Source organism: Pantoea sp. S18, from assembly GCF_045689705.1.
GTDB classification, from domain to species: Bacteria; Pseudomonadota; Gammaproteobacteria; order Enterobacterales; family Enterobacteriaceae; genus Pantoea; species Pantoea symbiotica.
In genome coordinates, this window is the sequence record NZ_CP142688.1 from 2,759,296 (window position 1) to 2,772,631 (window position 13,336).

Below are 13,336 nucleotides of genomic sequence, written 5' to 3' on the forward strand. Positions count from 1 at the left end.
TTGTGGGCTCAAAAGAATAATGGGTGATGTCCTAATTTGTCGGCGAGGTCTTCATCGCCACTTTCTTCTTGTTGCTACTGCCGATAAACGGTTTCTCGACAAACAGGTAAGTCAGTTTCGCCACATAGAAAGAGGCGACAAAGAACAGCGTTGAAAGCAAGGTGTAGAACAGGAACGAATGCGGATAGAGCGTTTCCGGGATCTGCTTGATGAAATAGAGCACCACACCGTGAATCAGATACAGGCTGTAACTCACCTCACCAATCGACATCAGGGTTTTGTTTTCCAGAATGCCAAACACGGCGTTGCCGCTGCTGACAATAAAGAAGATCACCGTCAGGCAGCAGAGGAAAATCAGATACCAGAAGGTGTTGCTGGTGAACGACAGCGAGAACAGCGACAGCACAATCACCGCAAAGCCGGCCAGACTGGAGGTTTTGTAGTGCGCAAACATGTCGCGATATTTATACGCCAGATAACCCATGGCGAAGCCCAGCACCGGACGCGGATCGGTATAGGTTTTACCCCACAGACGCAGGCCAACCGCCACACAGAAAATCACGCCGATTGAGCCGAGAATCAGCAGCGTTTTGTATTTGCCTTTAGTGGCGCGGTTGAGAACGTAAATCAGTGGAATCGACAGATACAGCAGCCATTCGAGGCGCAATGTCCACTCAACACCCGCGTTCACATCCGCCGTCAGGAAATCACCAATGCGATAGCTGCCAATAAACAGCAACCACAACACGGCATCTTTCACCGCCGTCAGGCTATAAGTGAGATCGCCCTGCACCACGCCCACCGCGATGATGACAAAACCGGAGAACCAGAACATCGGGACAATACGGCGGATACGCGACTTGAGCAGCTTATGCGTCAGTTGCCCTGGCGTCAGGGTTTCATTATCCAGCCAGCGATAGAACAGGAAGGCGGAGATCATGAAGAACAGCAGCACACCAAATTTGCCGGAGTTAACGAAGAAATTACCTTCAGAGAACCAGGCAAAATAGTCTTTATCGAACACCCACTGACCATCCAACGAATAGATGTAGTGGGCAAAGTGTGAGAACGCGACGATGCTGGCCAGCAACGCGCGCATACCAGAGATACTTTTAATACCGCTTTCGTTGTAAACGCCTTTGTGGAAGGAGAATACTCGCAGAATGATTAGCGCCAGACAAAATGACAGCACCATGATTAATACATACATGTCAGCTCCTGAATCTGAGTTGGGTTAGCTGCTGTGCCGTGACAAAACGCTATCGAAAGTGCTGCTTAAGACGTTGAAGGTTCTTTCTGCTTTCTGTTTATAAAGCATCTCATTGGGGTGAATGCAATCGGGCGACATCTCAGATTGCCAGTCACGGTTTTCTTTGATGACGCTGAACTGCTTCACAATCGGAACTTGCTGCTCTTTAGCCACTTCATTTAACTGGTAAACATACGGCCAGACGTTCCAGCGCTCGGCTTTGCCACAAATTGGATTCGGTTCCTGAAGAACCACCAGTTTGTTGTTTGCCTTGGCGCCTTTCACCAGCTCGGTGATGATGCGCTTGTACTCTTCCGGCGTTTCAATGCGCTCGCCTTTGTCTTTGAAGAAGTTAATGCGCGCATCATTGATCGCATAGTTAATCAGGATCATGTTGGCATCGGATTTCGCCATGCGTTCTGACCAATCCATCGGCGTATTGTCTTTGTTGTAAACCAGCACCGAAACCTGTGCGCCCGGCATGCCGTGGTTCTTCACCTCAATGTTGTTGCCGTACTTCTCGCGCAACATCTGCTGCAAAAAACTCACTTCGTTGTTTTGACTGATGATGTTACGACCGCCCGAAGCGGTAACGCCTGCGGTGGTCGAGTCACCGTAGGCCGCGATGATAAAGGTGCCGGGATGATCGTCTGCCTGCGCCAGCAACGGCGCAGAGGTGATCAGAAATGCCAGTAAGGTCTTCCGCATATTTCCTCTCATCGGTTAATGAAACAATTTGAATTCACGAGCAACTTCATAGCCGACAACGGCTTGCTTCAGTGAGATCGTGTTGTAATAGAGGTAATAAACAAGGAAGAAAGCAAACATCGCAAACATCGCCGGCTTCAGTACCCGTTTCGACTGATAAATAAGCGACGTCAAAATAATCGGTTCGACCTGCAGCAGGTAGTTCGACAGGCGCGCACCCGATGAGTAGTTATAGAAGAAGATCCTGATGCCGCCGCCGATCGCGAAGGTCAGAATCAGCAGGTAGTTCAGCTTCCACACGTCGTACTGTTCGCGCTTGAGCTGGTTGCTCAGCATGAAGTAGACGAAAATGAACACCAGCATGATGTTTTTCAGGTTTGACACCGACACCACGCTGCCGTCACCGGCATTCGAGGCTTCGTTACTGTAGCCTGCGGCCCTCTCACCCATCGATCCCAAATGTCCGGCGATCAAGGCAATAAAGCCGGTTCCGCCCACCACCGAAAGTGGCACACTGAACATGATGATGGCCACTGGCCACCAGCGCGATTCCCGAATAAACAGGAACGGAATGATGGTCACCACCATTACTGCGGTGTTGTGACTGAGGAAGGACAGAATAAAGAAGGCAAACGCCCACCAGTATTGCTTGAGGTAAATCGTCCAGATCACGCCAAGAAACAGCGCCGAACTCAGGCCAAAACGAATCTGGTTAACGTCTTTGTTAATAAAGATGTGCGCCGAGTAGAGCGCCAATGCCAATACCGGATACGGCGACATCTTTTTAAAGAAGATAGCGTTAGTCGATACCGCCAGAATACTGAACATAAACAGGAACACGCTGGCATTGTGTGAAAACAGGCTGGTGATCCACGCGATAGCAAAAATCAGCGGTTCGTAACGGAAGAAGGCGACGGTGTTAGCAAAACCGTTGACCTCAATACGGCGGATGAAGTCAGCAAAGAAGCTGCGATATTGATAGTCGTCCATCCCGGTGCCGAGACCGCGAATGCCGGCGAAGATAATCAGCGTGACGGTGGCGATGCACAGCAGATAAGTCAGAATATGGGTGGTTCGTTCGTCTTTCTTCAACAGGATTTCGACCAGCGCAAGCAACAGTACAAACCCTGATAAATACCAATATGGAGCCATGGTGTGATTCCTTAATTCCACAAGTTCTCATGCCAACAGTGGCTTTTTTTGGCGTTATAAAGAGAATCACCTGTGTAAATCGTTGCGTGTCGTCATTCAAACGGTGCAATCAAAAGGGGCGGTCAACCCGCCCCTCTCTTCACCGGATTACCCTCATCATTAACAGTGAATGACGGGCAAATTAACTTTTAGTCGGTTTGCCATACTCGTAATCGTAATAGTCGTAACCGTAACCATACGAGTTGGCGGCTTTACGCACCACGGCGTTGAGGATCACACCTTTAATCTCAATACCGTTCTGAGCAAAGCGTTTGAAGCTGACATCCAGTTCTTTCGGCGTGTTGGTTTCAAAACGCGCTACCATCAGCGAAGTACCAGCCAGTTTGCCGATGATCGATGCATCGGTTACCGCCAGAATCGGTGGCGTATCGATCAACACCAGATCGTAGTTCTTGCTCGCCCAATCCAGCAGCTCACCCATGCGACGATGCATCAGCAGTTCAGACGGGTTTGGTGGGACCTGGCCGCGTGGCAGGAAATCAAAACCGTACGCACCTTTCTGAATCAATGCTGGGCTGAACTCGGTTTTGCCCGACAACACGTTAGACAGACCGGATTTGTTATCGGCTGACAGCAATTCGTGGGTGTAACCGCGACGCATATCACCATCGATGAACAGTACGCGCTGGCCCGCTTTTGCTACCAGCGTTGCCAGGTTGGCACAGATAAAGGTTTTACCAATGCCTGGGCTGGCGCCGGTGATCATCAGGATGTTATTTTTCGCTTCCATCATCGCGAAGTGCAGGCTGGTACGCAGGCTACGAATCGCTTCGATTGACAGGTCAGTAGGATTACCCAGCGCCAGCAGCGTTTCGTGTGGATCGGTTTTCACCTTGTTGCCACGACGCGCCAGTGCTTCGGTATCTTTCTTACGTTGCCATTCAGACAGCGGCACGCTCGCATACACGTTCATGCCCAGCTCTTCCAGCTGTTCTGGATTCTCGATACCGTGATGCAGCAGCGCTTTCATCAGAACCAGACCAACAGAAACCATCAGACCCAGAATCAGGCTCGCCGCGATGATCAGCAGTTTCTTCGGTGCTACTGGGCTGTTGCCGGTTGCTGCGCCATCGATGATGCGCACATCACCCACGGTGCTGGCTTTACTGATACCCAGCTCTTGCTGACGGTTCAGCAACTGCATGTAGATTTCCTGACCAGACTGCACATCACGCGTCAGACGCAAGATCTCTTGCTGCGTTTGTGGCATCTGAGAAATCTTTTTATTCAGCGTTGCCTGTTCATTTTCCAGCGTTTTGCGTTTTTCCAGCAAGGCGCGATAGGTTGGGTGATCTTTGGTAAACAGCTGAGACACTTCGGCTTCACGGAAGGTCAGTTCGTTCAACTGGCTCTGTACGCTGACAGAAGAATCCAGCGCAGATTTCGCTTCCAGCGACAGGTCAACCGACTCGTTCTGGCGACGGAAGGTATTCAGCTTGTCTTCCGCATCATCCAGTTTGCCACGCACTTGCGGCAGCTGATTGCGCAGGAATTCGAGGCTCTTTTCCGCTTGCTCAGATTTACGTTCAACGTTCTGCAGCAGGTAGTTATTGACGATTTGGTTCAGCACTTTGCTGATCTGCTCTGGATCTTCACCCAGATATTCCAGACCCAGCACGCCGGTGTCTTTGCCTTTGTCCGCAACGGTCAGGTTGGCCAGCACGGAGTTGATCGCCTGCAGCTCGTTCAGCTTGGTAACGCTGAAGCTGGTGCCTTCATCAGCATTGATGCCGCTCACCAGCATGGTCACTTCACCGTGCGTTTCCAGCTGACCGACTTTACCTTTGAACAGCTCATCACCATCCGCTGACACGGTGTACGAGTCAGGACCGGTCACTTCCAGTTCAACGGTACGCTTATCGATGGTGCGTGGAATTTCCAGGCGGGAGATCGCGACCGTAGATGGCTTGTTACCCATCAGGCGCGACAGACCTTTACCAATCACCGGGAAATAGTTCTGAGTGACAACGGTATCCAGACCCAGATCGTCAACGGTTTTACCGATAACCATACGTGATTCAAGAATCTGAATCTCGGTATCGGACGCCGGCGTTGGCGGCAGAATGCTGTCTAACTCATTAAGTACTGAGCTGGCATTCTTCTGCTCAACCTGCACTAACGCATCTGCGCTGTAGATTGGTGTAGCAAACAGTGTGTAGAGCGTCGCCACCAGCATGAAGAAGGCGGTAACGGCAACAATGATCCAGCGATGATCAATCAGCTGTCCCACAAGATGCGCCAGATCCCATCCATTCGAATCTTCCTTTGGCGCGGTCATAACCTTGTTTTTGATATTCATGGATAATCCCAACTATCGGCTTAATACGTTGACCCATTTCTGGGTAGCGTTTTCCAGTAACCCGTAGACCTCTTCAAAGGCCTCGCGACTTTTTTTGTACGGATCCGCAATTTCCTGCTGATTGAGCCAGTGGCCAAGCAGCATGGTTTTTCCGCGTGCGGCTGGATCGATGCGATTCACCTGCTCAACGTGGCGCTTTTCCATTACCAGAATCAGGTCATAGTCACGGCACATGCTGGCCGTTAACTGCTGTGCCTGATGACCATCGAGCGACACACCGTGATCGGCGGCCACATCGAGGGCTTTCTGGTCCGCCGGATAACCTTTCAGGGCACTGAGCCCTGCTGAGGCGATCCGGGTGTTTGGTAGCGCGCGCTTGAACAGACGCTCCCCGGTTGGGGAGCGGCAAATGTTGCCGACGCAGACGACTAACACGGACTTAATCATGGCGAACCCTTAGTTCGACCAGTTGCGGAAACGAAGCGCCGCGGAGCTGGCATCGTCAACACCTACGATGGTCGGCAGCAGGCTTGAAATCACACGGTTCCAACGGGTAAGTGGTGTAGCGGTGACATAGACGATGTCGTATGGCTCCAGTTGGAATTCGGTGCCCATTACCATCGATGCCGCATCTTTGGTATTCAACTGATAGATGTTGGCGATCTTGGTGCGGTTGGCGCCGCGAATCGGACGAATCACGAACACGCCGGTAGCATCAGATGTGGTCTGATCCATACCCTGCGAGTTGCCCAGCGCTTCGGCCAGCGTCATGCCGCTGCGGTCCATCTTCAGCGTTGACTGCTGCTTCACTTCGCCCATCACGAAGACTTTGAGATCGTCGTTACGTGGCACGTAAAGGATGTCGCCCGGATAGAGCAGATGGTTTTGGCTCAGGTCGCCGTTTTGCATCAGCGCCTGCAACGAAAGACGTTGTTCTTTGCCGTTGTGCGTCAGCACCACGTTGCGCCAGTCAGCGTCGGCGGCTAAACCGCCTGCGGCGTTAACGGCATCCAGCACGGTCAGCGGCACGTTAGTGATCGGCTGCTGTCCGGAAGTGGTGACTGAACCGGTCACGTAGGCTTTCTGTGAACGGAATGAGGCGACGTTTACGTCAACCTGCGGGCTTTCAATGAACTGTGCCAGACGACGCGCCACTTCGGTGCGGATCTCGGTGACAGTTCGACCTGCTACACGCACTTTACCGATGTACGGATAGAAAATAGTGCCATCAGCCTGCACCCAGTTACCGGTGTCGCTGGCGCTACGGTACTGACCGGCTGGTGTGGTCAACTCTGGGTGATCCCAGACGGTGACGTTCAGCACGTCGCCAACACCGATGCGGTATTCGTAGCTCTGAATTTCATTTTGCAGCATTGGGTTAGCCTGAGCGACTAACGGCTTCGGACGCATCTGTTCAACCAGACGCGGCGTCAGCGGGAAGACGTTGACATATTTGTCGATGTCATAGTTGCTATCCTGTTGCTCTATGACATCTTTTCCACTGGTGGAAAGGTGAGAACCCGGCTCAATGGTACATCCGGAGAGAAAAGTCGCGGATACCAGTAAAGGTATCAATTTAATTTTCATTATCATCTGATTCTTCGCTATCAGTTATTGATTGATAGAGGCGAAATCGCCCGCTGTGTAGCGTCTTACAAAAATGGAATATGACAGGTTAAACACTGAAACTGTGGGTCATTATTATGCGCTCCCTTGGTTTTATGTTGTCACCGAGTCTAAAGACGACATCAATTAAAATGGTTTATACAGACTCAATCAGTGCAGCTGTCTAATAACGACACATTCAGCACCCGCAGTTTTCAATCGGGGAAGTCATGCCCTCCCCGACCTCGCTGTCTATCAATAGGCGCCATCGCGTTTCAGCACTACGCCAACCGTCTTAAACAGAATCGCAATGTCGTTCCACAGCGACCAGTTTTTGACATACCACGAGTCAAAATAGACGCGTGTTTCATAGTCAACGTCGTTACGACCGCTAACCTGCCACAATCCCGTCATGCCTGGTTTCGCCATCAGGTAATAATCGACATCACCGGCATAACGGCAGAGTTCATCTTCAATAACCGGGCGCGGACCCACCAGGCTCATATCGCCACGTACTACGTTCCACAGCTGCGGCAGCTCATCCAGACTGGTCTTACGGATGAAATGACCGACTTTGGTAATGCGCGGATCGTTCTTCAGTTTGAAATCTTTATCCCACTCGGCGCGGGCAACAGGATCGGTACGCAGTACCTCTTCCAGCACCTCTTTCGAGTTGATCACCATGGAGCGGAATTTCAGGCATTTGAACTTACGTCCGCCCAGACCTACACGTTCATGACCGTAAATCGGTGGTCCGCCATCGCGGCCAACCATAAAGCCGAGTACCAGTAATGCCGGTGACAGTGCCAGGATAATGCTCAGTGCGCCGACGATATCGAATGCACGCTTAAGGAAACGCGAAGTGCGCTTCGCCAGGTTGTTATTCACGCGCAGAATCATCACTTCATGGCTGAAGATATAAGCCATGTCGGTGCCATACAGCGGTACACCACGCAGCGTTGGGATCACGGAAACGGAACGGCAATTGTGCATCGCCAGCGTTTTCAGCCAGTGATCGCGGTGCTGGCTCTGTTCAAACTCCACCGCCACAATGAACTGGGTTTCGCTGTTGGTCAGCTGCCACAGCTCTTGTTCGTTGTGCAGCACTGGTACGCCAGAGATGCTGGCCTGCGGGCTGCTTTTATCGACATCGAAGAAGGCGATAACATCAAAACCCATCACTTCTTCGCTCTGCAGCGCCTGCCAGGCTTCCTGCGCGTTGCGGCTGCTGCCGATGATGATGGTTTGCTTCTTCCACATACCGTAATGATTCAGCACACGTTTAGAGATTGCGCGTGCTAATGGAATCAGAATCAATGCCAGAACCCAGGTCGCTACCCAGACAAAGCGCGACATTTGCCATTGTGAAAGTGCTGAAATTGACAAATCAATGACAGAGAAAATAAGAATGGTACGAAAGATCTCTTTGAGCTCGAACCAGAATGGTTTGCGGTAAGTATAATGACGCAGGCGAACCCAGAACCAGCCTACGCAAATAACCGATAACGCAATGTGAGTAGCGATTTTTAAATGCAGGTATTTTTCAGATATATCTGCCAGTGGAGAATGGGTAAACGAATTAATCAACGCCATGGCAATAAACAATGCTGCGTTGAAACAAATTAAATCCGAGCACGCCAGTAAAATTTTGGTCAGAAGACTTTTATATGTAATTTCGTTATCGCGCATATTTAACTCTTTTATATTATTTCTTTAATCCCTAATGCCTCAACGCTGTTTAATAAACGAGCGAAACATTCACTGCATTTGTTGAGGCAATCTGCGGTAAATTCTCTGAGGCCAAATCAATTCTCACAATAGTAAGCAAGAGAATTGTGATTAATACCAACAGATTAGTCCGACTTCCCTTACCACAGTGGCAGACCGTTAAACCAAGAGAAAGGCGCTTCAGGCACGCTACCGCCCTTGGCTGTCGCTGCCAATACCGCTTTCATCATCCTAATTACAGCTTGTTTTATGCGGCATTTTTGCGCTAATTACTGGCCGTGGTCCGCGTGCGATCACAATTCGCAACATTAGATGGCTAAGGAGCACGCTATTAACAACATCGGCGCAGACATTTACTAACACGTTGCTATACTAGTTATTACTGGCTTGTTTACAAGTAGGCCCCGTCTTCCCTGCACTATTTTAGGAAAAAGACTACCAGCCATAAGTATTGATGCCAGCCCTTTCAGGCCATTCCTCTGCAAAATTCAGATTAATTCGATACTCAACGACGCAATACGCTGCATTAAAAATGCACGTACTTGTCTGCTGAAAAAAAATAATAGCCGCCATCATTCAGGTGCAATTTTTATCCATACTTTCATCTTATCTGTGCAAATTGGCAATCAGGGTTATTCTTCTTGCCTGGCAACACCGTGCATTGACCGCGTTAGCAGCTATTTGTAGGCTTTATGCCATTTCACTATCATCAGATTAAGCGCATGGCACAGACATTAAGGTGATTAACACATGTTGGAGTGGATCATTGATCCGTCGCTCTGGGCCGGATTAGTAACGCTAATCGTTCTGGAGCTGGTGCTGGGCATTGATAACCTGGTTTTCATTGCCATTCTGGTTGAAAAGTTGCCGCCAAAGGAACGCGACCGTGCGCGCATTTTTGGCCTGCTACTCGCGCTGGTGTCGCGTTTAGCGCTGCTCGCCTCACTTTCCTGGCTGGTTACGCTGACAAAACCGCTGTTCACTCTGCTGAATCATGGGTTCAGCGCCCGCGATCTGCTGCTGCTGTGCGGCGGCTTCTTTCTGCTTTATAAAGCCACCACCGAGTTAAACAGCCGTCTGGAAGGGGCTGACGAAGAAACTGGTCAAAATAAGAACGGTGCTAAATTCTGGCCAGTGGTGGCGCAAATAGTGGTGCTGGACGCCATCTTCTCGCTGGACTCGGTCATTACCGCCGTTGGCATGGTGAATGAGCTGCCGGTGATGATGGCGGCGGTCACGGTGGCAATATTGCTGATGCTGCTGGCGAGTAAGCCGCTGACGCGTTTCGTCAACGGCCATCCGACCATTGTGATTCTCTGCCTGAGCTTCCTGCTGATGATCGGCTTCAGTCTGGTGGCCGAAGGGTTAGGCTTTATTATCCCGAAAGGTTATCTCTACGCGGCGATTGGATTCTCCATCGTCATCGAGATACTCAATCAACTGGCGATGTTTAATCGCCGCCGCTACCTCACCGCCGGACGTCCGCTGCGCCAGCGCACCTCGGAAGCAGTGCTACGTATTCTGCGCGGCGAAGCGCAACGTGCGGAACTTGACGCCGACACCGCTTCACTGGTGGCAGATGGCGAAGAAGGTGCACTCTTCAATCGCCAGGAACGCCGCATGATTGCACGTGTGCTGGGGCTTGGTCAGCGCCAGATCAATAGCATCATGACCTCGCGCCACGACGTTGAGCATATCGACCTCAGCGAAGATCCGGCGGAGATTATGGCGAAGCTCGATCGTAATCAGCACACGCGCATTCTGGTTACCGAACAGGGCCGCGACCCACTTGGCGTGGTGCACGTGATTGATTTGCTGCATCAATCGTTGCACAGCAAATCACTGGATTTACGTTCGTTGATTCGCCAGCCGCTGATCTTTCCTGAGCGCGTCACCTTATTGCAGGCGCTGGAGCAGTTCCGCAATGCGCGCACCCACTTCGCCTTTGTGGTGGATGAGTTTGGTTCGGTGGAAGGGGTGGTCACGCTGAGCGACCTGATGGAAACCATCGCCGGCAATCTGCCGATTGAAGGGGAAAAAGTTGATGCGCGCTATGATATTCAAGTGCTGCCCGATGGCGGCTGGGTGGCAAACGGTCATATGCCATTGGAGGATTTAGCCGTCTACGTGCAGCTGCCACTCGATGAAAAACGCAATTACCACACGCTGGCGGGATTGCTGATGGATAGCCTGCAACATGTGCCGCAGGAAGGCGAAGAGTTGCAGATCGGCGATTATCTGTTGCGTACGTTGCAGGTAGAAAACCATCGCGTGCAGAAGGTGGAGATAATGCCGATCGCATCGTAATCAACCAGGTCGCCATAAATGGCGACCCTACGGGATTTACAGCGATGGGGAGGCAGGATAATGCATTGCGGCTGCAGCGCGGATGTTAAGGCGACATCCCATCTCGCTGAGCGAGTGAGGGATTCCAGGGCGAGCCGTATGGATGCGGCGAGAGGTGGCGCTGAGCAGGAGCGAATCGCCACCGGTCCGTCAGGAATCGTGAACGAGTGAAGGCACCGCGCAGCGGCGAGCTGGGCTGGCGCAAGGCCCGGGAGTGCAGAGGGCGCGGCCAGGCGCTCTCTGCTCGGTCGCCGCACGAAGATGCTGCAACTGCCCCACTTCGCGGCGAACGAAAGTCGCTCTGCGCTTAACTGTTCGGCATTTCGCCCTGAATGGCGACCTTACGTTAAGGTCTCGCCGGTTGCTGGCGATCCAGCCACTGATTCAGGCGCGACTTCGCTTCACTTTGCAGCTGCTGACGCACCACGTCATCCACTGGCAATGAGTACTGCAAATTATTCCAGCCGCCGTACATGCGTAGCGGAATAGTTTGCTGGTTTAGCAGAGCAGCTAATTTGTCGTCGCCCTGCCAGCCGCGCAGCATCATATTAATGGTGACGTCGAGTTGCTGTTTGACCATATCGACATTGCCTTTGGTCTGCACGGCCAGACGACTGTTGCCGCCCTGCAGATCCGGTAAGCTGAAAATGCCCTGTTTAAGCGTGACGCGTCCACTCAATTGCTGAATGCCCTGATCGTCGGGCTGATCGTTGGTGACACGATTACTGACGCGCGCCACCGCACGTCGCACCATCTGTTGCAGATTCAGCTGCGAAAGCTGCAAATTAGTTGCTTCCAGATCCGCACTGCCCTGCCAGTTGCGTTTTGCCTCTTCAATGCTTAATCCCGCTCCGCTGATATCGCCTTTCAGCGAAACGGTACCTTGCAGCGTCTCTGGCAGTTCTAAAGCTTTCAGCAATGGCGCAATGGCGATGTTATCCAGCTCAGGCTGGAACGCCACTTGCGTTACCGGTTTACGAATATCTAACGAGCCGGGGACCGAGAAATGTCCTTCGCCGAATTTGCCTTGCAGCTTACTTAAGGTCATCAAACCTTGCTGATTGCTGCCGTCGAGCTGCAAATTGGTCAGCGTCAGGCCGCGCCACACGCTGTTATCTGCGGTGAGGTTGAGCGTCAAATCCAGCTGATTCAGCGGTGAGTCGCTGTTGTCACGCATACGCGGCTCAGCAATAACCGGCGTGCTGGTCACGTTAGCCTGCTGCGGCGCGCTGCTATCAGTCGATGGTGCATTCGCCATCAATGCGTCAATATTCAAACTGGTAGCGTGCAGCGCCAGATTAAGCTGCTGTGGAAGCGCCAAACGTCCATCGGCGCTGCCTTCCAGTGCGCTGTCATTGGCGGTGAGCTGCATCTTCTGTAAAGAGAAATGCTGATTGTCACCGTTCCATTCCCCCTGACCGCTCAAGGTGCCTTTTATCCCCTGCGTCGGCAGATTGGCACCGTCGATGGCGTAATTCATCTCATCCAACTGTCCGACTAAACGATGCGGATACTGCGCCACATTCATTTGCCCTTTGAGATTGACGCTGACATTGCGCTGATTACGCGAAATTCGGGTAGCCAAATTGATGCTGGCTTGTTTGCTGGCATCCTGATCGAGGTTGAGATTGAGGTCGCGGAAATTGTATTCATCGCCGCCTGGCTGCTGCCAAATCAGCAAACTATCGGCAAGACGCAATTTGCCAATGTTGAATGACCAGCCGTTATTGCTGCTGCTCACCGGCTCGGCATCACCCGGACCCACCGGCGCACCGGAAGGTTTTTGCGCGGCGCTGTCTGGCGTCACGCGGATGATGGCGTTTTTCAGCATCACCTGACTGACGCTCAGCTGATGCGACAACAGCGGCCAGAGATTGACATCCAGCCGCATATTGTCGGCGGTGACCATTGGCTGCGTGGCGCCAGGCGCGGTCAGACTCATGCGCCCGGCGAGAATGCTGAGCTGCGGCCAGACATGCCAGCGCAGATCGCCGCCCACCTGAAGCTGATAACCACTGCGCTGCTCTACCTGCTGTACCATATAGGTACGAAAGTCGTTGGGATTGACCAGCAACACCAATGCTGTCATGCCCGCTACGACCACCACTAACAGGATGGCCAGCGTAGTTATCACTCTTCTCATCAATTCCTCATTGCCGTCATACTTCAAGTTGCCGCAGCGTTGGCTG

9 protein-coding genes are annotated in these 13,336 nt (G+C 52.0%); 1 reads left to right on the forward strand and 8 read right to left on the reverse strand.

The window, feature by feature from the left end:
• Positions 1–31: 31 nt before the first annotated feature.
• The 7 genes from VIJ98_RS12775 to wbaP form a co-directional block, all read right to left on the reverse strand.
• Complete coding sequence (locus VIJ98_RS12775; protein ID WP_008104869.1) at positions 32–1,210, reverse strand: acyltransferase; 1,179 nt, start codon at positions 1,208–1,210, stop codon at positions 32–34.
• 24 nt (positions 1,211–1,234) lie between these two features.
• Positions 1,235–1,957, reverse strand: a complete 723-nt coding sequence (locus VIJ98_RS12780) for an SGNH/GDSL hydrolase family protein (protein WP_008104871.1) — start codon at positions 1,955–1,957, stop codon at positions 1,235–1,237.
• A 15-nt stretch (positions 1,958–1,972) separates the two neighbouring features.
• Positions 1,973–3,109: an EpsG family protein gene (locus VIJ98_RS12785; RefSeq protein ID WP_323274335.1), complete on the reverse strand. Its 1,137-nt coding sequence runs from the start codon at positions 3,107–3,109 to the stop codon at positions 1,973–1,975.
• Between the two features lie 181 nt (positions 3,110–3,290).
• Positions 3,291–5,468 (reverse strand): tyrosine-protein kinase Wzc, encoded by a 2,178-nt coding sequence (gene wzc, locus VIJ98_RS12790; protein ID WP_008104875.1) that lies wholly within the window; start codon positions 5,466–5,468, stop codon positions 3,291–3,293.
• Positions 5,469–5,480: 12 nt separating this feature from the next.
• Positions 5,481–5,915, reverse strand: a complete 435-nt coding sequence (locus VIJ98_RS12795; protein WP_008104877.1) for a protein-tyrosine-phosphatase — start codon at positions 5,913–5,915, stop codon at positions 5,481–5,483.
• 9 nt (positions 5,916–5,924) lie between these two features.
• Positions 5,925–7,055, reverse strand: a complete 1,131-nt coding sequence (locus VIJ98_RS12800) for a polysaccharide export protein (protein WP_008104879.1) — start codon at positions 7,053–7,055, stop codon at positions 5,925–5,927.
• Positions 7,056–7,328: 273 nt separating this feature from the next.
• Entirely contained in the window at positions 7,329–8,762 is a 1,434-nt protein-coding gene (gene wbaP, locus VIJ98_RS12805) for an undecaprenyl-phosphate galactose phosphotransferase WbaP (protein ID WP_008104880.1), read from the reverse strand.
• Between the two features lie 789 nt (positions 8,763–9,551).
• Here wbaP and VIJ98_RS12810 point away from each other — a divergent pair.
• Positions 9,552–11,108, forward strand: coding sequence for a TerC family protein (locus VIJ98_RS12810; protein WP_323274338.1), 1,557 nt, complete (start codon positions 9,552–9,554; stop codon positions 11,106–11,108).
• Positions 11,109–11,493: 385 nt separating this feature from the next.
• On the opposite strand, the gene asmA is transcribed toward VIJ98_RS12810, so the two are convergent.
• Positions 11,494–13,290 carry an outer membrane assembly protein AsmA gene (asmA, locus tag VIJ98_RS12815; RefSeq protein ID WP_323274340.1) on the reverse strand — a complete coding sequence of 599 codons (1,797 nt, stop codon included), beginning with the start codon at positions 13,288–13,290 and terminating at the stop codon, positions 11,494–11,496.
• Between the last annotated feature and the right edge of the window lie 46 nt (positions 13,291–13,336).